27 protein-coding genes and 1 other RNA gene are annotated in these 26,715 nt (G+C 62.9%); 20 read left to right on the top strand and 8 right to left on the bottom strand.

Features of this window, described 5'->3' with window-relative positions; genetic code table 11:
• Positions 1–276 precede the first annotated feature (276 nt).
• From FFI89_RS25745 to ssrA, 5 genes are all read right to left on the bottom strand, one after another.
• A complete protein-coding gene (locus FFI89_RS25745) occupies positions 277–537 on the bottom strand; it encodes a ribbon-helix-helix domain-containing protein (protein ID WP_138830365.1) in 261 nt (86 codons plus the stop codon).
• Entirely contained in the window at positions 534–722 is a 189-nt protein-coding gene (locus FFI89_RS25740) for a DUF4169 family protein (RefSeq protein WP_138835715.1), read from the bottom strand. Before FFI89_RS25740 ends, FFI89_RS25745 begins: the two co-directional genes overlap by 4 nt.
• A 269-nt stretch (positions 723–991) precedes the next feature.
• Complete coding sequence (gene fumC / locus FFI89_RS25735; protein WP_138830364.1) at positions 992–2,407, bottom strand: class II fumarate hydratase; 1,416 nt, start codon at positions 2,405–2,407, stop codon at positions 992–994.
• A gap of 79 nt (positions 2,408–2,486) precedes the next feature.
• Complete coding sequence (locus tag FFI89_RS25730) at positions 2,487–3,008, bottom strand: SspB family protein (RefSeq protein ID WP_138830363.1); 522 nt, start codon at positions 3,006–3,008, stop codon at positions 2,487–2,489.
• A 154-nt stretch (positions 3,009–3,162) separates the two neighbouring features.
• Positions 3,163–3,566, bottom strand: a transfer-messenger RNA (tmRNA) gene (gene ssrA / locus FFI89_RS25725).
• A 108-nt stretch (positions 3,567–3,674) separates the two neighbouring features.
• On the opposite strand from ssrA, the gene FFI89_RS25720 reads away from it, so the two are divergent.
• From FFI89_RS25720 to FFI89_RS25670, 11 genes are all read left to right on the top strand, one after another.
• A complete protein-coding gene (locus FFI89_RS25720) occupies positions 3,675–4,286 on the top strand; it encodes a chromate transporter (protein WP_138830362.1) in 612 nt (203 codons plus the stop codon).
• A complete protein-coding gene (locus FFI89_RS25715; RefSeq protein ID WP_138830361.1) occupies positions 4,283–4,816 on the top strand; it encodes a chromate transporter in 534 nt (177 codons plus the stop codon). The genes FFI89_RS25720 and FFI89_RS25715 overlap by 4 nt, the downstream gene beginning before the upstream one ends.
• Before the next feature lie 85 nt (positions 4,817–4,901).
• Positions 4,902–5,402, top strand: a complete 501-nt coding sequence (locus FFI89_RS25710; RefSeq protein WP_138830360.1) for a tripartite tricarboxylate transporter TctB family protein — start codon at positions 4,902–4,904, stop codon at positions 5,400–5,402.
• Positions 5,403–5,409: 7 nt separating this feature from the next.
• Complete coding sequence (locus tag FFI89_RS25705) at positions 5,410–6,927, top strand: tripartite tricarboxylate transporter permease (RefSeq protein ID WP_138830359.1); 1,518 nt, start codon at positions 5,410–5,412, stop codon at positions 6,925–6,927.
• A gap of 128 nt (positions 6,928–7,055) precedes the next feature.
• On the top strand, positions 7,056–8,039 hold the full coding sequence (locus FFI89_RS25700) for a tripartite tricarboxylate transporter substrate binding protein BugD (RefSeq protein WP_138830358.1): 984 nt from the start codon (positions 7,056–7,058) through the stop codon (positions 8,037–8,039).
• A 172-nt stretch (positions 8,040–8,211) separates the two neighbouring features.
• Positions 8,212–9,006: a thymidylate synthase gene (locus FFI89_RS25695; protein ID WP_138830357.1), complete on the top strand. Its 795-nt coding sequence runs from the start codon at positions 8,212–8,214 to the stop codon at positions 9,004–9,006.
• Between the two features lie 80 nt (positions 9,007–9,086).
• The gene (locus FFI89_RS25690) at positions 9,087–9,539 is read left to right on the top strand and encodes a dihydrofolate reductase (RefSeq protein WP_246669536.1); all 453 of its coding nucleotides are present in this window, start codon (positions 9,087–9,089) and stop codon (positions 9,537–9,539) included.
• Positions 9,540–9,707: 168 nt separating this feature from the next.
• Positions 9,708–10,850: an FtsH protease activity modulator HflK gene (gene hflK, locus FFI89_RS25685; protein ID WP_138830355.1), complete on the top strand. Its 1,143-nt coding sequence runs from the start codon at positions 9,708–9,710 to the stop codon at positions 10,848–10,850.
• Positions 10,847–11,755 (top strand): protease modulator HflC, encoded by a 909-nt coding sequence (gene hflC / locus FFI89_RS25680; protein ID WP_138830354.1) that lies wholly within the window; start codon positions 10,847–10,849, stop codon positions 11,753–11,755. Before hflK ends, hflC begins: the two co-directional genes overlap by 4 nt.
• Before the next feature lie 94 nt (positions 11,756–11,849).
• Positions 11,850–12,050 (top strand): DUF2065 domain-containing protein, encoded by a 201-nt coding sequence (locus FFI89_RS25675; RefSeq protein ID WP_074817899.1) that lies wholly within the window; start codon positions 11,850–11,852, stop codon positions 12,048–12,050.
• 244 nt (positions 12,051–12,294) lie between these two features.
• Complete coding sequence (locus tag FFI89_RS25670; RefSeq protein WP_138830353.1) at positions 12,295–13,803, top strand: Do family serine endopeptidase; 1,509 nt, start codon at positions 12,295–12,297, stop codon at positions 13,801–13,803.
• A gap of 134 nt (positions 13,804–13,937) precedes the next feature.
• On the opposite strand, the gene serB is transcribed toward FFI89_RS25670, so the two are convergent.
• Positions 13,938–14,846 carry a phosphoserine phosphatase SerB gene (gene serB / locus FFI89_RS25665; protein WP_138830352.1) on the bottom strand — a complete coding sequence of 303 codons (909 nt, stop codon included), beginning with the start codon at positions 14,844–14,846 and terminating at the stop codon, positions 13,938–13,940.
• Here serB and miaA point away from each other — a divergent pair.
• From miaA to ilvC, 8 genes are all read left to right on the top strand, one after another.
• On the top strand, positions 14,845–15,858 hold the full coding sequence (gene miaA, locus FFI89_RS25660; protein WP_210249164.1) for a tRNA (adenosine(37)-N6)-dimethylallyltransferase MiaA: 1,014 nt from the start codon (positions 14,845–14,847) through the stop codon (positions 15,856–15,858). The genes serB and miaA overlap by 2 nt on opposite strands.
• A 383-nt stretch (positions 15,859–16,241) precedes the next feature.
• On the top strand, positions 16,242–18,017 hold the full coding sequence (locus FFI89_RS25655; RefSeq protein ID WP_138830351.1) for an acetolactate synthase 3 large subunit: 1,776 nt from the start codon (positions 16,242–16,244) through the stop codon (positions 18,015–18,017).
• A 9-nt stretch (positions 18,018–18,026) separates the two neighbouring features.
• Positions 18,027–19,013 carry a threonine dehydratase gene (locus FFI89_RS25650; RefSeq protein WP_138830350.1) on the top strand — a complete coding sequence of 329 codons (987 nt, stop codon included), beginning with the start codon at positions 18,027–18,029 and terminating at the stop codon, positions 19,011–19,013.
• A 154-nt stretch (positions 19,014–19,167) separates the two neighbouring features.
• Positions 19,168–19,710: an acetolactate synthase small subunit gene (ilvN, locus tag FFI89_RS25645; protein ID WP_138830349.1), complete on the top strand. Its 543-nt coding sequence runs from the start codon at positions 19,168–19,170 to the stop codon at positions 19,708–19,710.
• Positions 19,711–19,712: 2 nt separating this feature from the next.
• Positions 19,713–20,408, top strand: coding sequence for a class I SAM-dependent methyltransferase (locus tag FFI89_RS25640; protein WP_138830348.1), 696 nt, complete (start codon positions 19,713–19,715; stop codon positions 20,406–20,408).
• A 6-nt stretch (positions 20,409–20,414) separates the two neighbouring features.
• On the top strand, positions 20,415–21,302 hold the full coding sequence (locus tag FFI89_RS25635) for an EamA family transporter (RefSeq protein ID WP_138830347.1): 888 nt from the start codon (positions 20,415–20,417) through the stop codon (positions 21,300–21,302).
• A gap of 7 nt (positions 21,303–21,309) precedes the next feature.
• Positions 21,310–21,912 carry a LysE family translocator gene (locus FFI89_RS25630; RefSeq protein WP_138830346.1) on the top strand — a complete coding sequence of 201 codons (603 nt, stop codon included), beginning with the start codon at positions 21,310–21,312 and terminating at the stop codon, positions 21,910–21,912.
• A gap of 146 nt (positions 21,913–22,058) precedes the next feature.
• Positions 22,059–23,078, top strand: coding sequence for a ketol-acid reductoisomerase (gene ilvC, locus FFI89_RS25625; RefSeq protein ID WP_138830345.1), 1,020 nt, complete (start codon positions 22,059–22,061; stop codon positions 23,076–23,078).
• A gap of 388 nt (positions 23,079–23,466) precedes the next feature.
• On the opposite strand, the gene FFI89_RS25620 is transcribed toward ilvC, so the two are convergent.
• Positions 23,467–24,549, bottom strand: coding sequence for a DUF2336 domain-containing protein (locus tag FFI89_RS25620; RefSeq protein WP_138830344.1), 1,083 nt, complete (start codon positions 24,547–24,549; stop codon positions 23,467–23,469).
• A gap of 379 nt (positions 24,550–24,928) precedes the next feature.
• On the opposite strand from FFI89_RS25620, the gene FFI89_RS25615 reads away from it, so the two are divergent.
• A complete protein-coding gene (locus FFI89_RS25615) occupies positions 24,929–26,182 on the top strand; it encodes an ABC transporter substrate-binding protein (protein WP_138830343.1) in 1,254 nt (417 codons plus the stop codon).
• A 33-nt stretch (positions 26,183–26,215) separates the two neighbouring features.
• On the opposite strand, the gene FFI89_RS25610 is transcribed toward FFI89_RS25615, so the two are convergent.
• Positions 26,216–26,674 (bottom strand): MerR family transcriptional regulator, encoded by a 459-nt coding sequence (locus FFI89_RS25610; RefSeq protein ID WP_138830342.1) that lies wholly within the window; start codon positions 26,672–26,674, stop codon positions 26,216–26,218.
• Positions 26,675–26,715: the final 41 nt, after the last annotated feature.

The raw sequence follows: 26,715 nt of genomic DNA, 5'->3' as shown, positions 1-26,715 counted from the left end.
CAGAACAAGAAATGCAGGCATGGAGAGCTTCCGAAATGGACAGATGTCGCGGAGCGGTGAGCTTTGCGAAATCCATTTCTCTCTCCATGGGTGCTGTCGTGACTGATTCAGCCGGCATTGCCTCGGCAATAGCGGCTATTCGACACTCAGTAGATACGTGTGGACGTGATGCGTCCATAGCGTTTTCGAGCGAAGTGGGAACCGGTTCGCGTAAAGAAAACGCGTCAAAATAAAAGAGTAGAGCCCGGTTCTGATTCAATCAGAACCGATAAGGCTCTACGCCTGCGGCCGCACGTCCGGGGCTACAGCGGCGGCAGGTATCGCGCGGGTGCGGAAATAGTCGAGCACGAAAAGCCGGATCGCCGACGACAAATTGCCCTGCTGGCGGTTGCCGTCGATTTCGCCGACCAATTCGGACAGCGTCATGTTTCGCAAGCCCGAGATTTCCTTCATGCCGTTCCAGAAGGCTTCCTCGAGGCTGACGCTGGTCTTGTGACCAGCGACGACGATCGAACGTTTGACAACGGGCGACTTCATGATGCGTCTCCGTCATCAAGCTTGTGTTGTTCCAGCAAATGGCTGGCGCGATCCTTGGCCTGCTCATCGAATGCGCGTTCGGACTTGGTGCGACCAAAGCGCGCACGGTTGGCGTCGGCCTGCTTTGCCGACTGCTCACGCTCATTGCGCTTCTTGAATCGCTTCAGGTTGACGATCTCCCCCATGCCCGCCTCCATCATCCAGCGGCTCGAAGGAGTGACGGTCGCAGGTGGAAGCAGTCGCGCGGCGCGCAAGCAAACCCGATGGTCATTCAGAATCCCCATGTCGAGCTCTTTGATAGCATCAAAAAATGAATTTCGCTCTGCGAAAACAGCATAATTGCTGCTCCTACCATGCGTCGGCGCGACGGCGATAGATGATCCACCTCATTCTTTAGGCGTTATGATCTATAATTATATCACTCATCCGTAGTTTTCCGGGGCGGGTGCGACAGTCAGCCCGGGTGTGTCATTTTGTCCGGCTGCACCAGCCGATCGAATTCGTCGGCAGCAACAAACCCTAGGCGCACAGCCTCTTCTTTCAATGTTGTTCCGCGCGCGTGCGCCGATTTGGCGACCTTGGCCGCGTTGTCGTAACCGATTTTTGGCGCGAGCGCGGTCACCAGCATCAGGGAACGCTGCATCAATTCGCGGATGCGCTTTTCGTCGGCGCGTATTCCCACCACGCAATGCTCGGTAAAGGAGCGAACCACGTCCGACAGCAGCTGAATGGAATTCATCATACAATATGCCAGCACCGGCTTATACACGTTCAGCTCGAAATGCCCCTGGCTTCCGGCCAACGTGACGGCGGTCTCGTTGCCGAACACCTGGCAGCAGACCATGGTCATCGCTTCGCATTGGGTCGGGTTGACCTTGCCGGGCATGATCGACGAGCCCGGTTCGTTTTCGGGCAGGATCAGTTCGCCGAGACCGGAGCGCGGCCCCGATCCCAGGAAGCGAATATCGTTGGCGATCTTGAACAGGCCGGTAGCCACCGAATTGATCACGCCATGCACCAGCACATAGGCATCGTTGGAGGCCAGCGCCTCGAACTTGTTCGGCGCACTGGTGAACGGCAGTTTTGTGATCTTAGCGACATGTCGCGCAAAGGATTTGGCGAATTTCGGTTTGGAGTTGAGGCCCGTGCCGACGGCGGTGCCGCCTTGCGCCAGCGGATAAAGATCCTTCACCGCGATCCGCAGCCGCGTGATGCCGCTCTCGACCTGCGCGGCATAGCCGGAAAATTCCTGGCCCAACGTCAGCGGCGTCGCGTCCTGGGTGTGGGTCCTGCCGATCTTCACGATCTTCGCGAAAGCCTTTTCCTTCTTGCGCAGCTCGCGATGCAGCTCGCTCAGCGCCGGGATCAGGTCGGCAACGATGCTTCCTGCCGCGGCAATATGCATCGCGGTCGGAAATGAATCGTTGGAGGACTGGCTCATATTGACGTGATCGTTGGGATGAACCGGCTTCTTGGCGCCGAGTTCGCCGCCGAGCATCTGGTTGGCGCGGTTGGCGATCACCTCGTTGAGGTTCATGTTGGTCTGGGTGCCGGAACCGGTCTGCCAGACCACCAGCGGAAAATGGTCGTCGAGCTTGCCCTCGATCACCTCGCGCGCGGCGCGGGTGATGGCCCCGGTGCGACGGGCGTCGAGCAGGCCGAGTTCACGGTTGGTTTGCGCGGCGGCGAGTTTGACGATGCCGAGGGCATGGACGATGGCGATCGGCATCCGGTCGTGGCCGATCTTGAAATTCTGCCGCGAACGTTCGGTCTGCGCGCCCCAATACCGATCGGCGGGAACGTCGATCGGACCAAAACTGTCGGTCTCGCTGCGGGTGGATTTATTTCCGGGTGTTTCTGATCGAGCCATAAGCAATGTCCGTAGCGATGTCGGTAGCGCCGCGAATTGGCGCAACGTGCATTCTACAGCGTCGCTACTTGCGCGCGGACTATTTCTTTCGGAATCGATCCAGCCGCACCACCTCGGCGCCTTCGCTCGGCTTCGCCGCTTCGTCCTTGTCCTCCGCCGCAGGCGAGGGCGCTGCAACGGGCAAGGCGGACGGCGCGGCTACGGCGGGGACCTTGCCCGCCGGCGCGTCTACGGCTGCGTCGGCATCCGACGGCTCGAACTGCAATCCGAACTGCACCGAAGGATCGAGGAAACTCTTGATCGCGGCGAACGGGACCACCAGCCGCTCCGGGATGCCGCCGAACGACAGTCCGACTTCGAACCGATCCTCGGTCACGACCAGGTCCCAGAACTGATGCTGCAGGATGATGGTCATCTCTTCCGGATATTGCGCGAGCAGCCGCGGCGACAGCTTGACGCCATCGGCGGTGGACACGAACGTGATGAAGAAATGATGCTCACCCGGCAGGCCGTGTTCGGCGGCGTCGGTCAGCACGCGGCGCAGCACCCCGCGCAGCGCGTCGCGCGCCAGCACGTCATAACGGATATGATCGGTCGCCATGGAAGTCCTGTTACGTTGAAAGGGCCACGATACCGGTCGCCCGACTCGCCTTTTGACCCATGCTACCCCGGCCTGCGTCGCAGGTCAGCAGCCGTCATGGACCGAATTTGCAGCAGAAACGCTCCAGCAGGGGGCAAATTGCGGGAAAAATGAAAGTGGAGGCTTCTGTTGCCAGGTGCCTCCGAACCCCGCCCAGCGGAGCTTAACCCACTAGGACTTTAGACTTGGTCTTTCAAACTGCGTTACGCAGCCTGAGCAACCGGAGCATAGTTGTCGTTTGCAACTATTGCATAGCCCGATAACGGCGGAACCATACCGGGAAAAAACACGCCCTTTACGCCCTCGTCGATCCTGGTTCGCCCCCGCCGAAACCCGCTGGCATGATCCGGAAAAGTGGATACCGGTTTTCCGAATAAGATCATGCCCAATCAACGGGCTTTGGTGGAGGCGCCGGGTACTGCCCCCGGGTCCGAATGGTTTATTGCGACGGCAATTTATTTCCATAGCCGGCGAACCGGCACCCCCAATATAGGGCGCAAATGTCGAGAAAAAAAGTGGCCGGCCGGACGTCAAGCCGCTCTCCGAGCCGGACAGTCATGTTCCACGCGATGAACCTTCGCTGAATTTGGATTGGCCTCTGACGCGCGGCCGTTCTAGTTTCGCGCCATGCCCCCGGATTTCCCGCCGGCCGCCGTCCCGGCGCCGGACATTGCAGCTTCCGTCCCGCCAAACCAGCCCGGCCTGCTCGAGCTGTTCGTAGCGTTCGCCAAAATGTCGCTGGCCGGCTTCGGCGGCGTGCTGGTCTGGGCCCGGCGCGGCATCGTCGACCAGCACCGCTGGATGACGGCGGAGGAATTCAACGAGACCTTTGCGCTGTGCCATTTCCTGCCCGGCCCGAACATCGTCAACCTGTCTGTCGTATTCGGATCGCGGTTTCGCGGCGTTGCCGGCGGCTTCGCGGCATTTGCCGGGCTGGTCGGCCCGCCGATGGTGATCGCGACCGCGCTCGCGGCGGTTTACGCCCGCTACGGCGAGATCGACGCGCTGCGGCGTATTCTGGCAGGTGTCGCCTGCGCGGCGGTCGGACTTCTGCTGGCGGTGGTTTTCAAAATGATGATGCCGTTGATCAAGAAGCGTGACGTGGTGGGGATCGTGATCCTGATCGCGGTGTTCGTCGCGATCGGACTGTTTCGGCTGCCGTTGCAGGAGGTGCTGCTGGTCGGGATCCCGCTCAGCCTCGCCATCACTTATTTCATGCGTCGCCGGGTGAACGGATGACTTCAGACACCAATCCGATCTGGACGCTCGTTTGGACTTTCGCATGGATGTCGTTGTTTGCGGTTGGTGGCGCGAATTCGGCCGTGCCCGAAATGCACCGGATCGCGGTCGACGTGCACCACTGGATGACCGACAGGCAGTTTGCCGACATCTTCGCCATATCCCAGCTGTCGCCAGGCCCGAACGTGCTGATCGTGACGTTGATCGGCTATTCGGTGGCGGGTGTGGCCGGCGCGCTGACCGCGACGGTTGCGATGTGCGGTCCGACCGCCATCCTTGCCTATTACGTAAGCCGGCTTCTGGCGCGATCGAGCCATTCACACTGGCCGGCCATCATTCAGGCGGCACTGGTTCCACTTTCGATCGGGCTGATGGGCGCCAGCGGCCTGATCTTGGCGCTGACGTCGGACCGGAGCTGGGTGGCCGGCCTGATCACGGTGGCGGCGGCCGCCCTGGCGTTTGCCACCCGGCTTAACCCGCTGTGGATGCTGGTGGCCGGGGGCGCCTTGGGTTTTGCTGGCGTTATCTGAGGAAAATCGCTAGGCAAGACCGGGGTCTGCACTAGACACTATCCAAACAAGATGGGCGGGAAGCCCTGTCCGGGGAGAGAGATCGATGAGTGATACGCCGAGCCATGTGCCGGTCAAATTCAAGATGGCGAAATGGATTCGTGGTCCGCAGGACTTTGTCGGCGGACTTGCGCTCATGGCGATCGCCATATTTGCCTTGTGGGCATCGAGCGATCTGCAGGGCATGCACGGGTTTTCGTTCGGCGCCGGAACCGTCCCTCGGATGTTCTCGGTTCTTCTACTGGGGCTGGGTGCCGCCGTTACTGCGATGGGGCTTCTGTATGAGGGCGAACACATCACGGTCTATGCGTGGCGCGGCCCGCTGTTCGTGTCGCTGGCCATTATTTCCTTCGCGGTCACGATCCGCCCGCTGGGTCTCGTCATCTCGGCCTTTGCGAGCTTCATCATTTCCGCGCTGGGAACGCCGGAGACCAAGTGGAAGGAAACCATCATCGTCGGCATCTGTCTGACGATCGGTTGCAGTCTGCTTTTCCCCTATGCGCTTGGGCTGCCGCTGCAGCTCTTCCCGCGTTTCCTGGTTCAGTGAGGGCGTAATGGCTGATCTCTTTTCCAACCTCGCTCTCGGCTTCGGCGTTGCCCTCACGCCGATCAATCTGCTGCTGTGCTTGATCGGCGCGCTGGTCGGCACGCTGGTTGGCGTGCTGCCGGGCATCGGCACCATCGCCACGGTGGCGATGCTGCTGCCGATCACGTTCGGACTGCCGCCGGTCGGCGCGCTCATCATGCTCGCCGGCATTTATTATGGCGCGCAATATGGCGGCTCGACCACCTCGATCCTGGTCAATATTCCAGGTGAGGCGACATCGGTCGTGACCACGCTCGACGGCTTCCAGATGGCCAAGCAGGGCCGCGCCGGTCCGGCGCTGGCGATCGCCGCAATCGGCTCGTTCTTCGCCGGCTGCGTCGCGACCGTGCTGATCGCGGTGCTCGGCGCGCCGTTGACCAAGCTCGCACTGGCGTTCGGTCCTGCCGAATATTTCTCGCTGATGGTGCTCGGCCTGATCTTCGCGGTGGTGCTGGCCAAGGGTTCGGTGTTGAAGGCGATCGCGATGATCGTGTTCGGGCTCTTGCTCTCGATGGTCGGCTCCGACATCGAAACCGGCGCCTCGCGCATGGCGTTCAACATTCCCGAGCTCGCTGACGGTCTCGGCTTTGCCACGGTGGCGATGGGCGTGTTCGGTTTTGCGGAAATCATCCGCAACCTCGACGCCGGCGCCGAGATGGACCGCGATCTGGTCCAGCAGAAGATCACCGGTCTGATGCCGACGAAAAAGGACCTGATCGATTCCGCCCCGGCCATCGTCCGCGGCACGATCCTCGGATCGATCCTCGGCATTTTGCCTGGCGGCGGCGCGGTCATCGCTTCGTTCGCGGCCTATACGCTGGAGAAGAAGATCGCCAAGGATCCGTCGCGGTTCGGCCGCGGCGCAATCGAGGGCGTGGCGGCGCCGGAAAGCGCCAACAACGCCGCGGCGCAAACCTCGTTCATTCCGCTGCTGACGCTCGGCATCCCGCCGAACGCGGTGATGGCGCTGATGGTCGGCGCGATGACCATTCACGGCATCGTGCCCGGTCCGCAGGTGATGCAGAAGCAGCCCGAACTGGTCTGGGGCATGATCGCCTCGATGTGGATCGGCAACCTGATGCTGATCATCATCAACCTGCCGCTGGTCGGCATCTGGGTGCGATTGCTGCGGGTGCCGTACCGGCTGATGTTCCCCTCGATTGTGATCTTCTGCGCGATCGGCATCTACTCCATCAACAACGCACCGGTCGACGTCGTCCTAGCCGGTGCGTTCGGTCTGCTCGGCTATTGGCTGATCAAGCATGATTTCGAGCCGGCGCCGCTGTTGCTCGGAATGGTGCTGGGCCCGCTGATGGAAGAAAACCTGCGCCGGGCGCTGCTGATCTCGCGCGGCGATTGGTCAGTGTTCCTCACCCGTCCGCTGTCGGCGGTTTTGATGGCGATCGCGGCCTTCCTGCTGGTGCTGGCGGTGCTGCCGTCGCTGCGCAAGAAGCGCGACGAGGTGTTCGTGGAGTCCGAAAGCTGACCGCGCGCTGACCTGCGTCGGCGCGCCGCAGTCCGAAGTCGAATCGACTTCGGACACGGCGATGTGAGATGAGAATGCCGGCCGGTTGGGCCGGCATTTTTTTAACGCGCTTTCCCGGAGAGACAGCGATGAGTAGTTACGGTCGCTCGCTAGCGAGCGGTTGCGTTGCCATGCTTGCCGCGCTGTGCGGCGTTGTGGCGCAGGCGCAGGCGGAAACCTATCCGACGCGCAGCATCACCATGATCGTGCCGTTCGCGGCCGGCGGTCCGACCGACGTCATCGCGCGCCTCGTTACTTCGCATATGGCGCAGACGCTCGGCCAGAGCATCATCATCGAGAACGTGGTCGGCGCCGGCGGCACCACCGCCACCACGCGCGCGGCGCGCGCCGCCAATGACGGCTATACGTTGATTACCGGGCACATGGGCACGCATGCGGCGGCGGTGCCGCTGTATCCTAGCCTCGCCTATCATCCGGAAAAGGATTTCGAACCCGTCGGCCTGCTCGCCGGCACGCCGATCCTGATCCTGGCGCGCAAGGATTTTTCGCCGAAGGACCTCAAGGAATTCCTCGCTTATGTGAAGGCCAACGAGGCCAAGCTGAACGCCGCGCATGCCGGCGTCGGCTCGGTGTCGCATGTCTCGTGTCAGCTCCTGAATTCGGTTCTCGACATCAAGCCGACCGGCGTTCCCTTCAACGGAACCGGGCCTGCGATGAATGCGCTGGTCGGCGGGCAGGTCGATTACATGTGCGACCAGATCGTCAACGCGGTGCCGCAGATCAACGCCGGCACCATCAAGGCCTATGCAGTGGCGACGCCGGAGCGCAACCCGTCGCTATCAAATGTTCCGACCACCGCAGAAGCAGGCCTTCCGGCGTTCCAGGCCCAGGCGTGGAACGCGATCTTCGCGCCGAAGGGAACGCCCGCGCCTGTTATCGCCAAATTGAACGAGGCGATCGGCAAGGCCCTCAATGACGAGGCCGTCCGCAAGCGCCTGCTCGAACTCGGCAGCGTGATCCCGGCTCCGGCGGAGCGCACCCCGGAGGCGCTGGCGGCCTTAGTCAAAGCCGAAATCGCGAAGTGGACGCCGGTACTCAAGCCCGCAAGTTAATCAATGCAATCAGATGGATAGGCGAGGGGCGGGACGCAGGTTCCGCCCCTTGTCGTTTGTGAGCGGAATGATCATTTTTCCGGGTATAATCGGTTTCCGGAGCCGAATCGGCGTGTCGATTGCCGCCTCCGGCCGCTAAATTCGCGATCCCGAACAGCCCGAAACGTCAGCCATGAATCAATACCACGACCTGCTCGAACGGATTCTCGCCGATGGCGCCGAGAAGCACGACCGCACCGGCACCGGTACGCTGTCGATCTTCGGCCATCAGATGCGCTTCAATCTGTCGGCAGGCTTTCCGATGCTGACCACCAAGCGGCTGCCGCTGAAGGCGATCGTGCACGAACTGCTCTGGTTTCTGGCCGGCGACACCAACATCAAATACCTAAAAGATAACGGCGTTTCGATTTGGGACGAATGGGCCGACGCCAATGGCGATCTCGGCCCGGTCTATGGTTCGCAATGGCGGTCCTGGCCGGCGCCGGACGGGCGCAGCATCGACCAGATTTCCAACGTCGTCGAGATGATCAAACGCAATCCGGATTCGCGGCGGCTGATCGTAAGCGCGTGGAACCCGGCCGACGTCGACAAGATGGCGCTGCCGCCCTGTCACTGCCTGTTCCAGTTTTACGTCGCGAACGGCAAATTGTCGTGCCAGCTTTACCAGCGCTCCGCCGACGTGTTCCTCGGCGTGCCCTTCAACATCGCCTCCTATGCACTGCTGACGATGATGGTGGCGCAGGTGACGGGACTGAAACCCGGTGACTTCGTGCACTCGCTCGGCGACGCGCATCTGTACTCGAACCATCTCGAGCAGGCGCGGCTGCAACTGACGCGCCCGACGCGTCCGTTGCCGGTCATGAAGATCAACCCCGACGTGAAGGACATCTTCGCGTTCCGCTACGAAGACTTCGCGCTCGAAGGCTACGACCCGCACCCGCACATCAAGGCCGAGGTCGCGGTGTGACCGCGACGGCAAATGCCCGCCCGCACACCGTCCTCATCGTCGCCGTTGCCGAAAACGGCGTGATCGGCGCCAACGGCGCGATGCCGTGGCGGCTGAAATCCGATCTGCAGCGCTTCAAAGCGCTGACGTTTGGACGCCCTGTCGTGATGGGCCGCAAGACCTTCGTCTCGATCGGCCGGCCGCTACCCGGCCGGACCAATATCGTGGTGACGCGCGATCCTGAATTTCGCGCGGCCGGCGTTGTTGTCACCAGCACGCCCGCGGATGCCATGGCGATCGCGACCGGCGATGCGCTGCGGCGTTTCGCCACTGACATTGCGATCATCGGCGGCGCCGAAATCTATGCGCAATCGATTGATCGCGCCGACCGGCTGGAAATCACCGAAGTGCACGCCCGGCCTGAGGGCGATACGCGCTTCGCCACAATTGATGCGGCGGACTGGGAAGAGGTCGCGCGCCAGCGGAATCCCGCTGGTCCCGACGACAGCGCCGATTTCTCCTATGTGACATTTCGTCGACGCGGCCGGCATTAACCGCGCTAACCAATGTTTACATTGACAATTATGGCATCACGCATAGCTGCTTCGAGCACCAAGCTTGCGTTGTAAGGGCCCGGGCGGTCCCCTATAAAGCCGGGCGGATAGGCGAGGCCGGGTATCCCACCCAAACAGGCGGACCCGGGCCCCGCGGAGGAGATTTATATGCCGTGGAAGAATCAAGGCGGGGGCCCGTGGGGCTCGGGTCCGAAAGGACCGTGGGGCAACGGTCCGCAATCGGTTGGGCCAAGGCCCCCCGATCTTGAGGACCTCTTGCGCCGCGGCCAGGACCGGCTGCAGCAGCTTCTGCCCGGCGGCCATTTCAGCGGCATGGGCATCGCCCTGGTGCTGATCGGTGCGCTGGCGATCTGGGGCCTGTCTGGATTTTTCCGCGTCCAGTCGGAAGAGCTCGGCGTCGTGCTGCGCTTCGGCAAGCATGTGCGCACGGTGCAGCCCGGCCTGAACTATCATCTGCCCTATCCGATCGAGACTGTGCTGCTGCCGAAGGCGCTGCGCGTCTCCACCATTTCGATCGGCATGACGCTGATCGACGATCCGGCGCGGCGCGGCCGCACCATGCGCGACGTGCCGGAAGAAAGCCTGATGCTGACCGGCGACGAGAACATCGTCGACGTCGACTTCACCGTGCTGTGGCGGATCAAACCCGACGGCGTCGGCAATTATCTCTTCAACATCCAGAATCCCGAAGGCACCGTGAAGGCCGTGGCTGAAAGCGCGATGCGCGAGGTCGTCGGCCGCGCCAACATCCAGCCGATCCTCACCGGCGCACGTACCACGACCGAAGCGAGCGTGCAGGACCTGATGCAGAAGACGTTGGACAGCTACGGCTCCGGCATCGCCGTGCAGCAGGTGCAGATGCAGAAGGTCGACCCTCCGGCGCAGGTGATCGACGCGTTCCGCGACGTGCAGGCCGCACGCGCCGACCTCGAGCGACTGCAGAACGAAGCGCAGACCTACGCCAACCGTGTCGTTCCCGACGCGCGTGGCCGCGGAGCGCAAATCCTGCAGATTGCCGAAGGCTACAAGGAGCAGGCGGTAGCCGAGGCCAAGGGCCAGAGCGCGCGCTTCCTGAAAGTCTATGACGAATACAAGAAGGCGCCCGACGTGACGCGAGAGCGTATTTATCTCGAGACCATGGAACGGGTTCTCGGCGGTTCCGAGAAGCTGGTCTATGACGGCGGCGGCAATGGGCAGAATATCGTGCCGTATCTGCCGCTCAGCGAGTTGACGCCGCGGCGTCCGGCCGCGCCCACGACGAGTCAGCCGCAGCAGGGAGGCACGCGATGAGATCCCCCGTTGCAGGCATTGCCTCCCTCATCGTGCTGCTGGTCGTCATCATCATCGGCTACAGCTCCGTCTTCACCGTCTCACAAACCGAGCAGGTGCTGGTGGTGCGGCTCGGCGAGCCCGTTCGCGTCGTCACCGATCCCGGCCTGAACTTCAAAGCGCCGTTCATCGACAGCGTGATCTCGATCGACAAGCGTATCCTCGACCTGGAAAACCCGTCGCAGGAAGTGATCGCCTCCGATCAGAAGCGGCTGGTGGTCGATGCGTTCGCCCGCTACCGCATCAAGAACGCGCTGCGGTTCTACCAGAGCGTCGGTTCGATCCAGGCCGCCAACATCCAGCTCACGACGCTATTGAACGCGTCGCTGCGCCGCGTGCTGGGCGAGGTCACCTTCATCACGGTGGTGCGCGACGAGCGCGAAGCCCTGATGAACCGGATCCGCGACCAGCTCGACAAGGAGGCCGACGGTTACGGCATTCAGGTCGTCGACGTGCGTATCCGCCGGGCTGATTTGCCGGAGCAGAACAGCCAGGCGGTCTACCAGCGGATGCAGACCGAGCGGCAGCGCGAGGCGGCGGAGTTCCGCGCCCAGGGCGGCCAGAAGGCGCAGGAGATCAGGTCGAAGGCCGATCGTGAGGCGACGGTGATCATCGCCGAGGCCAATTCGACCGCCGAGCAGACACGGGGCGCCGGCGATGCGGAACGCAACCGGCTGTTCGCCGAGGCCTATGGCAAGGATCCGGATTTCTTTGCCTTCTACCGGTCGATGACGGCCTATGAGAACGGGCTGAAGTCGAACGATACCCGCTTCCTGCTGCGGCCGGATTCGGAGTTCTTCCGCTTCTTCGCCAATCCGGCCGGGCATCCGCCAGCCGCCGCGGCGCCTGCTGCGCCGAAGCCATAAGGTTGGCGGCGGGGTACAAAAGGTGTAGCGAAGCGGAACTCGCTTCGCTGCCATAAGCGCAAAAAAGGCGCTGCTAACGGGAGGTTGCCATCCGATGAGGTCCATAGCGTTCACCGACTTCCTCATCGGTGTGGGAATCCTGTTTGTGCTGGAAGGCCTGATGTTCGCGGCAAGCCCGGCCTGGATGCGCCGTGCCATGAAGAGCGCGCTGGCAACGCCGGACAATATTCTGCGGGTGGTCGGCATCGGATCGGCGGTCGCGGGTCTGGTCCTGATCTGGTTCGTCCGGCGGTAGGATTTTTGCTGTCATTCCGGGATGGTCCGAAGGACCAGACCCGGAATCTCGAGATTCCGGGTTCGATGCTTTGCATCGCCCCGGAATGACGACCACCTAAATTGATTGCAAACCCCTGCTGCATCAACGAAATCGTGTGCCGCCAGGAACCGGTTTTTCGCCGGATTGTCCGGCTCAAATGCTTGCGCCGCGGACCCGTTCGGGCGCACTGTGGACCCTACCGACCCTTTGGAGAGAAGCTGACATGACCGCTGCCAGACCCGCCTTGAGCCGCAGCCTGCGCCTGATAGGGCTTGCGATCACGCTCAGTGCCGCCAGCATGCTGGTGTCTGCGCCGGCCAGTGCGCGGGGTCCGGACGGCATCGCCGACATTGCCGAGAAGGTGATCGACGCCGTCGTCAACATCTCGACCTCGCAGACCGTCGAAGCCAAAGGTGGCGGCGACCGGGGCGCGATGCCACAACTGCCGCCGGGTTCGCCGTTTGAGGAGTTCTTCGACGACTTCTTCAAGAACCGGCGCGGCGGCGGCCCCAAGGGCGGCGACAAGAACGGCGACATGCAGCCGCGCAAGACCAATTCGCTCGGCTCCGGCTTCATCGTCGACACCTCGGGCATCGTCGTCACCAACAATCACGTCATCGCCGACGCCGACGAGATCAACGTGATCATGAACGACGGCACCAAGATCAAGGCCGAACTGGTCGGCGTCGACAAGAAGACCGATATCGCGGTTCTGAAGTTCAAGCCGGTGAAACCGCTGATCGCCGTGAAGTTCGGCGATTCCGACAAGCTGCGTCTCGGCGAGTGGGTGATCGCGATCGGCAATCCGTTTTCGCTCGGCGGCTCGGTCACGGCCGGCATCGTCTCGGCGCGCAACCGCGACATCAGCCAGGGGCCGTACGACAACTACATCCAGACCGACGCATCGATCAATCGCGGCAATTCCGGCGGCCCGCTGTTCAACCTCGAGGGCGAGGTGGTCGGCGTCAACACACTGATCATTTCACCGACTGGCGGCTCGATCGGCCTCGGTTTTGCGGTGCCGTCCAAAACGGTTGCCGGCGTCGTCGATCAGCTCCGGCAGTTCGGCGAACTGCGCCGCGGCTGGCTCGGCGTGCGCATTCAGCAGGTCACCGACGAGATCGCCGAAAGCCTCAACATCAAGCCCGCCCGCGGTGCGCTGGTGGCGGGGGTCGACGACAAGGGCCCGGCGAAACCTGCCGGCATCGAGCCCGGCGACGTCGTGGTCAAGTTCGACGGCAAGGACGTCAAGGACCCGAAGGACCTGTCGCGCGTGGTGGCTGACACCGCGGTCGGCAAGGAAGTCGATGTCGTGATCATCCGCAAGGGCAATGAGGAAACCCGCAAGGTGACGCTCGGCCGCCTCGAGGACAACGACAAGGCGCAACAGGCTGCCGCCAAGGCCAAGGAAGAGCCGGCCGAAAAGCCGGTGACGCAAAAGGCGCTGGGCCTCGATCTGGCGACGCTGAGCAAGGACCTGCGCGGCAAATACAAGATCAAGGAAAGCGTCAAGGGCGTGGTCATCACCGGCGTCGACGGCACGTCGGATGCCGCCGAAAAGCGGCTGTCCGCCGGCGACGTCATCGTCGAGGTGGCGCAGGAGGCGGTGAGCAATGCCGCCGATATCAAGAAGCGTGTCGATCAGCTCAAGAAGGACGGCAAGAAGTCGGTGCTGCTACTGGTTGCCAACGGCGACGGCGAATTGCGCTTCGTCGCGCTGAGCGTGCAGTAATAACCAGTCATACTCCGCGAAGGCGGAGTATCCAGTACGCCGCGGCCTTTCGGTCCCGTCGCTCACGCATCTCAATACTGGATCACCCGCTCCAGTGCGCAATGGCGCACAAGGCGGGTGATGACAGTTGAGGACTACCCCTCCACAAACTCCTCGCGCCGGTAGCCCTGCGCGTACAACAGCGCGCTGAGATCGCCGTAATCGATCCGCGCAGCCGCGGCCGCCGCGACCGCAGGCTTGGCGTGATAGGCGACGCCGAGGCCGGCGGCCTCGATCATACCGAGATCGTTGGCGCCGTCGCCGGTCACCAGCGTGTCGATCTCGTCGAGATCGAAGGATTCGCGCAACTCGACCAGGGTCGCAAGTTTGGTGGCGCGGCCCAAAATCGGCTCGGTGACTTCACCGGTGAGTTTGCCGTCGTGGACTTTCAACTCGTTGGCGCGGTTCTCCTGGAAGCCGATCTTGGCGGCGACCGCGTTGGTGAACAGCGTGAAGCCGCCCGAGATCAGGCAGGTCCAGGCGCCGTGCGCGCGCATGGTGGAAACCAGCTCGCGGCCCCCCGGCGTCAGCGTAATATGTTTTTCCAGCACCTCGTCGATCACGCCGACCGGCAGATCCTTCAACAGCGCGACGCGTTCGCGCAGCGCGGGTTCAAACTCGATTTCGCCGCGCATCGCGCGCTCGGTGATGGCGGCGACGTGCGCTTTCAGGCCGGCGAAATCGGCCAGCTCGTCGATGCATTCCTGGCCGATCATGGTGGAATCCATGTCGGCCAGAAAAAGCTTCTTGCGCCGGAACGCGACAGGCTGCACCACAATGTCGATCGGCAGGTCGCCGCGCGCCTGGCGCAGGCGGGCCTCGATCGCCTTGATGTCGGCCGGGCTATTGAAGGATTGGCCTTCGAAGGGGATATCGACCGCCACCCCGTCGAATAGCCATTGCGCTGATCCCGGCTGTGGCAGAACGGCGAGCGCGCCGTCGACGATGGTGGAGTCGAGCGCGGGGTTGACGGGATTGCAGATGAGCGTGGCGACGAGGGACATGCAGGCGGGTTCGCAAAGTTTGAGCAAGCAGGACTTGAGCAAGCAAGATCTAAGAAAGCCCGTGCTTATCGCAGGGCCGACCGCCAGCGGCAAGTCGGCGCTGGCGCTCGAATTGGCGCAAAAAACCGGCGGTGTCGTCATCAACACCGATTCCATGCAGGTCTACCGCGATCTTCGCGTCATCACGGCGCGGCCGACGCCGGCCGAAGAGGCCGCGGTGCCGCACAGCCTTTATGGCCATGTCGATGCCGCCGTGAATTTTTCCGCCGGCGCCTGGGTAGCGGATGCCACGAAGGTGCTGGCTGATGCGCGCGCGGAGGGACGCCTGCCGATCTTCACCGGCGGTTCCGGCCTGTATTTCAAGGCGCTGACGCGTGGCCTGTCGGCGGTGCCGCCGATTGCCGCCGACGTGCGCGAGGACGTGCGCGCGCGGCTGGAGCGGGATGGCGTCGAAGCGCTGCATGCCGAACTTGCTGCGCGCGATCCGGCCTCGGCCGAGCGCCTCAAGCCGCGCGATCGCACCCGCATTGCGCGTGCGCTGGAGGTCGTGGAGGCGACCGGCCGCTCGCTGACCGACTGGCATCGCGAAGGCTTGCCGCCGCTGCTGCCGCCGGGTGAGTTTGCGGCATTGTTCATCGCCCCCGAGCGCGACCAGCTCTACGCCCGGATCGATGCCCGGTTCGATGCGATGCTGGCGGGCGGCGCGCTGGACGAGGTCGCCGCGCTGGCATCGCGAAATCTTGATCCGTTGCTGCCGGCGATGAAGGCCCATGGCGTGCCGGCGCTGATCCGCCACCTCAAGGGCGAGATCACGCGCGAGGCCGCCGCCGAGACCGCCCGCGCCGACACCCGCCATTACGCCAAGCGGCAATTCACCTGGTTCCGGCATCAACTGCCGGAGTTCGAATGGATGGCGCCGGAGGTGGCGAGGGGCTGGCTGGCCAGTGTCATTCCGGGGCGCGAAGCGAACCCGGAATCTCGAGATTCCCCGGGGGTGCAATTGCACCCCTGAGGTCTGGTCCTTCGGACCATCCCGGAATGACGTCGAGTTGAACAACAGCCACGCATGGCGGGAACGGCAAATTCGCACTCGCAGAACCGCCGGAACACCGCTAAGCTGCCAAAACGGCGCTGAACGCCGCCTTCCCTTGACTTCCGGGGACTGGGCGGTATAACCCGCGCAACCTTTGGGAAGTCCGAGACCTCGAATGCGTAATATTATTACCAAACTCCTTATCGTAGTCGTACCCAGGCGCACCGCCGGGGGTGGCTGAAGGCCATCCAAATTCGGGCGGTGTGCATGGGGCCTCTGGGGCCCTTTTTTATTTCCCAAATTCTCGAGACCGAAAAAGCCGCTGGCAACAGCGGATCCGGAGCAAGCCAAGGAAACGCGTTATGACCGACAAGAGCCACGATCCGAACCAGATGTCCGGCGCCGCGATGATCGTGCGCGCGCTCATCGATCATGGCGTCCAGCACCTGTTCGGCTATCCCGGCGGCGCGGTGCTTCCGATCTACGACGAGATCTTTCAGCAGAGCGAGGTCGAGCACATCCTGGTACGGCACGAGCAGGGCGCCGGCCATGCCGCCGAAGGCTATGCCCGCTCGACCGGCAAGCCGGGCGTGGTGCTGGTGACCTCAGGTCCCGGCGCCACCAACATGGTGACGCCGCTGACGGATGCGCTGATGGATTCGATTCCGCTGGTCTGCATCACCGGGCAGGTGCCGACGCATCTGATCGGCAATGATGCGTTCCAGGAATGTGACACCGTCGGCATCACGCGTCCCTGCACCAAGCACAATTGGCTGGTGCGCGACGTCAACGATCTCGCCAAGGTGTTGCACGAGGCGTTCTACGTGGCGACCACCGGCCGTCCCGGTCCGGTGCTGGTCGACGTGCCCAAGGACGTCCAGTTCGCGGTCGGCACCTACCATCCGCCGCGCAAGTCCGATGTGCACGTGTCGTATACGCCGCGGGTGAAGGGCGATGCGGCGCAGATCCGCAAGGCCGTGGCGCTGCTGGCTTCCGCCAAGCGCCCGGTGATCTATTCCGGCGGTGGCGTCATCAATTCCGGACCCGAGGCGTCGAAGCTGCTGCGCGACCTGGTCGAAGCCACAGGTTTCCCGATCACCTCGACGCTGATGGGCCTCGGCGCATATCCTGCGACCGGCAAGAACTGGCTGGGCATGCTGGGCATGCACGGCACCTACGAGGCCAACATGACGATGCATGATTGCGACGTCATGCTGTGCGTCGGCGCGCGCTTCGACGACCGCATCACCGGCCGCGTCGATGCGTTCTCGCCGAACTCCAAGAAGATCCACATCGACATCGATCCGTCCTCGATCAACAAGAACATTCGCGTCGACGTGCCGATCATCGGCGACTGCGGCAACGTGCTCGGCGACTTGCTGCAGGTGTTCAAGGCGGAAGCCAAGAAGCCCGACATCAAGGCCTGGTGGGCGGAGATCGCCAAGTGGCGGGCGCGCAACTCGCTGTCCTACAAGAAGAGCAACGATATCATCCTGCCGCAATACGCGATCGAGAAGCTGTTCGAGGCGACGCGCGGGCGCGACACCTACATCACCACCGAGGTCGGCCAGCACCAGATGTGGGCGGCGCAGTTCTTCGGCTTCGAGGAACCGCACCGCTGGATGACGTCGGGCGGTCTCGGTACCATGGGCTATGGCCTGCCGGCCGCGCTCGGCGTGCAGGTTGCCCATCGCGACAGCCTCGTCATCGACATTGCCGGCGACGCCTCGGTGCAGATGACGATGCAGGAGATGTCGACGGCGGTTCAGTACGAGCTGCCGATCAAGATCTTCATCCTGAACAACCAGTATATGGGCATGGTGCGGCAGTGGCAGCAGCTTCTGCACGGCAACCGGCTGTCGCACTCCTACTCGGAAGCGCTGCCGGATTTCGTCAAGCTCGCGGACGCGTTCGGCTGCGTCGGCCTGCAGGCGATCAAGCCTGGCGATCTCGACGGCGCGATCAAGGAGATGATCTCGATCAAGCGCCCGGTGCTGTTCGACTGCCGCGTCGCGGCGCTGGAGAACTGCTTCCCGATGATCCCGTCCGGCAAGGCTCACAACGAAATGCTGCTGCCGGTGGAAGCCACCGACGAAGCGACCGCCGCCGCCTTTGCCGGCGGCAAGGCACTGGTGTGAGATGAACTGATGTTTGATCTCAGCCAGCTCGAGCACGCACATGAAGTCGTCGCGGCGGCAATGCCGCCGACGCCGGCGCATGCGTGGCCGCTGCTGGCGCAGCGGCTCGGCGCGACCGTGATCGTCAAGCATGAGAACCACACGCCGATCGGCGCCTTCAAGGTGCGCGGCGGGCTGGTTTACGTCGATCGCCTGAAGTGCGAGCGGCCCGGCATCGCCGGCTTGATTTCGGCGACCCGCGGCAATCACGGCCAGAGTCTTGCTTTCGCGGCCGGCCGCTACCGGCTGCCGGTGACGATCTATGTTCCGCGCGGCAACTCGGTTGAGAAAAACCGCGCCATGCACGCCTTCGGCGCCGAACTGATCGAGCATGGCGAGGATTTCGAGGCGGCGCGCCTCGAAGCCACCCGCCAGGCCGAGGCGCGCGGGCTTGAAATCGTGCCGTCGTTCCATCCCGATCTGGTTCGGGGCGTCGCGACCTACGCGCTCGAACTGCTGCGAACCGCGCCCGACCTCGACGTGCTCTATGTGCCGATCGGGCAGGGCTCCGGCATCTGCGGCTGCATCCTGGCGCGCGATCTGCTGGGACGGAAGACCGAAATCGTCGGCGTGCAGTCGACCGAAGCGCCGTCCTATGCGCTGTCGTTCGCGGCCGGCACCGCCGTCTCTACCGAGACCAGCGCCACGCTGGCCGACGGCATGGCGACGCGCGTGCCTGATTCCGACGCGTTGGCGATCATCTGCAAAGGCGCCTCGCGGATCGTGCAGGTCACCGATGACGAGATAGCCGAGGCCGTCCGTGCCTACTGGACCGACACCCATAACTTGGCCGAAGGCGCCGGCGCGGCCCCGCTTGCCGCGGCGCTGCAGGAAAAGGCCCGCAATCGCGGCAAGCGCGTCGGACTGATCCTGTCCGGCGGCAATATCGATTTCGATCTGTTTCGCAGGTGGGTGATGCCGGAGACGACCGTCGTTCCAGACAGGATGGCGGTGTGAGGATGGCTACCGACGCGCCACACATATTGACGTCATCGTCCGGCTTGTCCGGACGATCCAGTACGCCGCGGCTTCCGGGTTCATCCCGGGTGCCGGCGATTACTGGATGCCCGCTTTCGCGGGCATGACACCAGTGAATGACAAGGGGACGACAATGAACCAGCCCGCATCCGCTTACTTCCTCGAAGAGCGGCACGATCCGACCGAAGCGCACACGCTTTCGGTGCTGGTGCAGAACGAGCCGGGCGTGCTCGCGCGCGTGATCGGACTGTTTTCGGGGCGCGGCTACAACATCGAAAGTCTCACCGTTTCCGAGACCGAGAGCCAGAAACATCTCTCCCGTATCACGATCGTCACGACGGGCACGCCGATGGTGATCGAGCAGATCAAGCACCAGCTCGACCGCATGGTCCCGGTCTATCGCGTCGTCGACATGACGCTGACCGGCCGTTCGATCGAGCGGGAACTGGCGATGGTCAAGGTGCGCGGCGGCGGCGACAACCGCGTCGAGGCGCTGCGGCTGGCGGATGCGTTCCGCGCCCGCGTGATCGATGCCACCACCGAAAGCTTCGTGTTCGAGATCACCGGCAATTCCGCCAAGATCAATCAGTTCATCGACCTGATGCGCCCGCTCGGCCTTGTCGAAGTGTCGCGCACCGGGGTTGCCGCGATCGGGCGCGGGCCTGAAGGGATGTGAACATGCTGGCGCGCGACTGGTACTACAATCAAAGGCGGCAGCTCGGACTCGATTCCGCGGTCGCCTCGATCTATGACCGGCATGACGACAGCGACCTCCGGGCGCGCGCGGCGCTCACCATGCTCGGCGTGCAGCGCGGCTGGCGCGTCGCCGATATCGGTTGCGGCAACGGCGTACTGGCCTGCGAGGCGGCGCTGCTCGGCGCCGAGGTCGACGCGATCGATATTTCGCCGGCGATGTTGGCGCTCGCCAAGATCTACGCGCGCGACCGCAAGGTAGCGGTCCGCACCCAGCCCGCGGGCATGCTGAGCTTCGCCTATCAGCCGAATTCATATGACCTGATCGTCAGCGAATTCACGCTGCACCATCTGCCGGATTTCTGGAAGGCGGTGGCGCTGGCGCGGATTTTCGCCGCGCTGAAGCCCGGCGCCAACTTCTACCTGCGCGACATCGTATTCGTCAGCATGCCCGACGGCGTCGAGCGCGATGTCGAGCAATGGGCGGATTTCACCATCAAGAACCACGACTTCGAGCACGAGGGCGTGGTTACCCATATGCGCGACGAATACTCGACCTTCGGCTGGGTGATCGAGCGCATGCTGACCGATATCGGATTCACGCTGGAAGCGGTCGATTATCACGCGCCGCTGCACGGCACCTATCTGCTGCGCAAACCGAAGCCGGACCAGGCGAGCTAGAAAAAAATGAAACCGGCCGATGTCTGCATCGCCGTTCTGGTGGCGGTGATCTGGGGACTTGCCTTCATTATGAGCCGGATCGCGCTCAACGAATTCTCCCCGGAGCTGATGACGACGCTGCGCTTTGCGATCGCGGCGTTGCCGTGCCTGTTCGTGCGCAAGCCCGGCGTGTCCTGGGAAATCCTGATCGCCATCAGCTTCACGCTGTTTCTCGGCCAGTTCCTCGCGCAGGCCTTTGCCATCCAGCACGGCGTTCCGGTCGGCCTGACCAGCGTGATCGTGCAGAGCCAGGCGCTGTTCACCATCGGCTTTGCCGCGATCCTGTTCGGCGAGCGGCCGACACGGATGCAGGTGGCCGGCATCGGCCTTGCCGTCATGGGCCTGCTGATGATCTGCGGCACCGTCGGCTATGATTTCAGTGTCGGTGCCTTTGCGGTGCTGCTGATCTCTCCGATCGCCTTTGCGGTCGGCAATATCCTGCTGCGGCGCGCGCAGGGCGTACCGATGTTCGACCTGTTTGCCTGGCTGTGTCTGGTGGCCGCCGTCCCGCTGTTTGCGTTGACGCTGGTCACCAACGGGCCGCAGCCGACCTGGCAGGCGCTGACGCAGATGTCGCTGACCGGGCTCGTCTGCATGCTGGCGCTCGGCGGCATCTCCACCAGCATCGCCTATTGGCTGTGGGGCCGTCTGTTGCGCGACTATCCGGCGGCGCAGGTGGTGCCGTTCGCGCTGCTGGTGCCGTTCGTCGGCTCGGCGGCGTCGAGCCTCGTGTTCGGCGAGACCTTCGGGCCGCTGCGGCTGGCCGGCATGGTCACGGTGGTCGGCGGCATTGCCGTGATGCTGCTGGCGAAGCGCCCGCAAGCTTCAAAACAAGTCCTGCCGAAGATCGCGTGAGGCCTTGATGTCGCACTCGCTCCTGATCGCTTTTGTGATGTTCGCCACCGTGATGTTCTTCACGCCGGGGCCGAACAACATCATGCTGCTGTCGTCGGGGCTGACCTACGGGTTTCGCCCGACCATCCCGCATATTCTCGGCATCACGTTCGGCTTCGCCTTCATGGTCGGGACCGTCGGCGCCGGGCTGGGGACGGTCTTCATCGCCTATCCGGTGCTGCAGACCATCCTGAAATATGCCGGCGTCGCCTATCTGGTCTACCTGGCGGCTGCGATCGCGATGTCCGGGCCGGTCTCGCCGGATCAGGACGTCGGGCGAAGGCCGATGACGTTCTGGGGCGCGGCCATGTTCCAGTGGGTCAACGTCAAGGGCTGGGTCATGGTGATCGGCACCATCACCGCCTATGCGGCGATCGCGACCTATCCCTGGAACATCGCGATCCAGGTCGCTTTGAGCCTGCCGCTGGGGGCGGTTTCCTGCACCGCCTGGGCGCTGTTCGGCAGTGCGCTGCGGCCGATCCTGAACTCTCCACGGGCGGTACGGGCCTTCAATATCGTGATGGCGGTGCTGCTGCTGGTCTCCCTCTATCCGGTCTTCATGGATGCATGATGCCGCACCGCGCCATGCGAGATGAGGGTTTCCCCTGACCGGAAAAAGCTCTAGACAACGCCGGAATTTCGCGGGCGACCGGCGGGTCCCAACCACCCAAATGCCTGATTAACCGGCCGATTTTGGCCACCGATGAGGAAACGACTATGCGAGTTTATTACGATCGTGATGCCGACCTGAACCTGATCAAGGGCAAAAAGGTCGTCATCGTCGGCTACGGCAGCCAGGGCCATGCCCACGCGCTGAACCTGAAGGATTCCGGCGTCAAGGACGTTGCGATTGCGCTGCGCAAGGGTTCAGCCTCGGCCAAGAAGGCGGAAGCCGCCGGCTTCAAGGTGATGGAAGTCGCCGAAGCCGCCAAATGGGCCGACCTCGTCATGATGCTGACCCCCGACGAATTGCAGGGCGACATCTACCGCGAGCACCTGCACGACAACATGAAGAAGGGTGCGGCGCTGGTGTTCGCGCACGGCCTCAACGTCCACTTCAACCTGCTCGATCCGCGCGCCGACCTCGACGTGCTGATGATCGCCCCCAAGGGCCCCGGCCACACCGTGCGTTCGGAATACCAGCGCGGCGGCGGCGTGCCGTGCCTGATCGCGATCGCCAAGGACGTCTCGGGCAACGCCCATGACCTCGGCCTCAGCTATGCCTCGGCGATCGGCGGCGGTCGCGCCGGCATCATCGAGACCTCGTTCAAGGAAGAATGCGAAACCGACCTGTTCGGCGAGCAGGTGGTGCTCTGCGGCGGCCTGGTCGAGCTGATCAAGGGCGGCTTCGAGACGCTGGTGGAAGCCGGCTACGCGCCCGAGATGGCCTATTTCGAGTGCCTGCACGAGGTGAAGCTGATCGTCGACCTGATCTATGAAGGCGGCATCGCCAACATGAACTACTCGATCTCCAACACCGCCGAATACGGTGAATACGTCACCGGCCCGCGCATCGTCACCGCCGAGACCAAGGCCGAGATGAAGCGCGTTCTCGCCGACATCCAGGGCGGCAAGTTCGCCCGCGACTGGATGCTGGAGAACAAGGTCAACCAGACCTCGTTCAAGGCAACCCGCGCCAAGCTCGCCGCCCACCCGATCGAGGAAGTCGGCGAGAAGCTTCGCGACATGATGCCGTGGATCAAGAAGGGCGCGCTGGTCGACAAGTCGAAGAACTGAGGCTTGATCCAAGTGTGGGATCGCGCGCGATCCCGATGAAGAAGAGTGCGCTGCCGCAAACGAAAAATTAAGGCAGGATCGGCATGATCAGGCGAGATCGCGGACACGCGGTCTCGCCGTTTGTTCGAAGAATTGAGCGTTGATTTAGATTCTTGAACGCTCCGTGTCAGGCGCCTGGCCTGACCCTTGAGAACACCGACTTGATGCTCCCTCCGCATCCTCTGCGCGAACTAGCTCAAGCAATCTGTTAACAGCGAAAAGTCGTGGAATTACCGAGTCAAAGCGCAGTTTCTTAATGCGCGTTTGATGCAGCTCGATGATCGGTCGAACAGGCGAAGTTGATCGGCATTTCCAGAATCAAATGATGGGTCAAGCCGTCTGCCGCGGCCTATTTCTCGATCCGGTTGTGAAGCTGCCAGAACCGCACGGTGCGCTGGGCGGTCTCCATCGATAGCTTGCGGAAATCGCGCTGCGCGATTTCCAGGGTCGGCTCGTCGATCGGGTATTCGATCGGCCGGTTGCGCAGGATGCTCTCCACCGTCGGCCAGTTGAGCTTCGCCGACCGGCAGGGAATCAGGATCAGGTCGCTGCGGGACCCTTCCATCAGCCGGCCCACCATGTCGAGCGGCATGTCGTTGAGAACCGCCAGCGAGACGGTGACCTCGTCGAACTTCCCGGCTTCGGCAAAGTTGTAGACCGCGGCGTCGTCCAGTTCGTTCAGTCCCTTCATCAGCTTCACGAGTTCCTCGGCCACGCCGTAGCTCCGTCTCGGAGCCGGCGCTTGGCCCGCGATTGCGTTCAGCACCTGCCTGATTTCTTCCCGGATCGAGGGCGGCGCGATCGCCAGCAGGCGGTCGCGCACGGCCTCCTTGGCGCGGCGCAACAGCTCGCGGAGGAATTTGGCGGGCAGATCGATGCGAAGCCCGAGGATCTCGATCAGCTCGTCGTCGCCGTCGGCGCGGGCGACGATGGCGGAATAGCCCTGTTCCGAGAAGTTGGCGCTGGCATTGTTGGCCAGCTTCCGGATCACCCTGCCTTCGCCGCGATCGACGATGACGTCGGTCACGGCGGCGGGGAGGTCGGGCCGGCCGGAAATGGCGAGCAGGTGCTCCTGTCCCTTGCGGCTGGCAATCTCGACCAGCGTTTCGGTTCCGAGACGGCTCGACTGGGCCAGCACGGCGCCGGCCACCTCGATTTCGTCGTCCCATGCCAGATGCTGGATGACCTCGAACGGCGCGTAGTCGATCGGCGCCAGCCTCCGCGAGAGTTCGGCCTTCGCCCGCGTTTCGACGCGCGCGATCAACAGGCAGAGCACGTCGTCGAAGACCTGGACCTGGTCGTCGCTGAGACGATCTCCGTCATTGAGGAAGAGATCGGTGACCTGCCGCAGGGTATCGACCCGTTTGGCAGATGAACCGCCTCTTACGGCATCTTCTAGTTCGGCGATGATCGAGTGAGCCGGCTGTTGCACGGAGGCAGCCTGTTTGTTGTTTCAATTTCAAGCTGCACCATGCCCGCGGCCACCTTACGCTGGCGTTAAAACCGGAACTACGTAGAACCACAGAACGACCGCTGCGAGAACCGGCAGACCGGCCATGGCGCGCGTGAAGCCGCGGACGTTTGTCGAAGCATTCCGGGCTTTGTGCGGTTTGCGTTGTAGATTGCTTTACCAAGCTTGCTGCGCCGCACGCAGCGTTTCGCGCGACAATTGGCCTCTGTATGTGGTTGCGAACGGCTTCCGGTACCCGGTTCCGGCTGTTATCCTCTCCAAACCGTTCCACAAAAGACTCGAATAGGAAACTGTCCAACAAGAAGCCGTCAAGCCTGGCCCGCATCCGAGGAGGAAACTCATGAAGCGCGCGCTTAAGGATTTTTTCACGACGAACTTCATTAAAGCTCTGCTCGGGGCGATCGGACTTTCCGGACTGATCATCGTCGCGGCCACCGTGTCAGCTGCCGCGCAAAAGAAATACGACACCGGTGTATCCGACACCGAGATCATGATCGGCAACATCATGCCGTATTCCGGGCCGGCGTCGGCCTATGGCATCATCGGCAAGACGATGAGCGCCTATATGCGGATGATTAACGACAGTGGCGGCGTCAACGGCCGCAAGATCAACTTCATTTCCTACGACGACGCCTACAGCCCGCCGAAAACGGTCGAGCAGGCCCGCAAGCTGGTCGAGAGCGACGAGGTATTTCTGATCTTCGCGCCGCTCGGCACCGCGTCGAACGCGGCGATCCAGAAATACATGAACACCATGAAGGTGCCGCAGCTGTTCGTCGCCACCGGCGCCTCGCGCTGGGGCGATCCGGAGCATTTCCCCTGGACCATCGGCTGGCAGCCGAACTACCGCGCCGAGGCTCGAATCTACGCCACCTACATCCTGCAGCATCATCCCAATGCCAGGATCGGCGTGCTCTACCAGAACGACGATTTCGGCAAGGATTATGTGCTCGGGCTGAAGGACGTGCTGGGCGACAAATACGGCCGGATGGTCGTCAGCGAGATTTCCTACGAGATCGCAATGCCAACGGTGGACTCGCTGGTGGTCGCGATCAAGACCTCCAACCCCGACATCTTCATCAACATCGCGACGCCGAAGTTCGCTGCCCAGGCGATCAAGAAGGTCGCCGAACTCGGCTGGCACCCGATCCACATCATGACCAACGTGTCGGCCTCGGTCGGCGCGGTGCTGAAACCTGCCGGGCTCGACAACTCCAAGGACATTCTCAGTGCCGGCTACCAGATGGATGTCACCGATCCGCAATGGGACAGCCATCCCGGCATGCAGAAATACCGCGCGTTCATGGCGAAGTATTATCCGGAGGCCGACCGATCCGAGAGCGGGCCGCTGACGGCCTACAATACCTCGACCGCCCTGATCGAGGTGCTGAAACGGTGCGGCGACAATCTCACCCGCGAGAACGTCATGAAGATGGTCGCCAACATGGATTTCGAGATCAACACCTATATCCCGGGAATCCGCATCAAGACCTCGCCAACGGATTTCTATCCGATCGAGCAGGTCCAGATGATGAAATTCAGCGGCGAGAAATGGGAGCTGTTCGGCCCGATCATCGACGGTCATGCAGAGTAGGCATCCGGCCGCGATGGCGGGACGAGGGCGTCCTTATCCCGCGATGGCCGGAATTCGGCGATGGCCCCGCTGCGCCGGACGCGGCTTGTTGGTGCGGACCGGCGGCGGAGCCGCAGGCCTTGTGTCGCATTTCGCTCCGTTCTTCATGCGCGTTTTCAGCTCGTTGCTGGCGCAGACCAGGCGCGCGCGCAGCTCTTGCGACTGCGCGATGTGACGGTCGAGCTCGGACAGTTTTCGCGCGATCTGCCCGATCAAATAGTCGCGACGCAGGCCGTGACTTTTGGTCTCCGCCAGCGCACCCTTGATCTCGTCGAGGGTAAAGCCGAGCGATTGCGCCTGCAGGATCATGCTCAGCGCTTCAGCCGAACCCTCGTCATATTCACGGTAGCCCGCTTGTGTCCGGCGCACCGGTTGCACCAGGCCCTGGTCCTCGAGAAAGCGTATTTTCGACGGCGCCACGGCGAACCGTCGCGCCAATTCACCAATCTGCATCGCCACCGTCCCCCTGAAAGGCCTTGACCTTCAAGTTAGCT

Source organism: Bradyrhizobium sp. KBS0727, from assembly GCF_005937885.2.
Classification (GTDB): domain Bacteria; phylum Pseudomonadota; class Alphaproteobacteria; order Rhizobiales; family Xanthobacteraceae; genus Bradyrhizobium.
The sequence above is the reverse complement of the archived record's forward strand: the minus strand, read 5'-3'. Positions and strand labels throughout refer to the sequence as shown.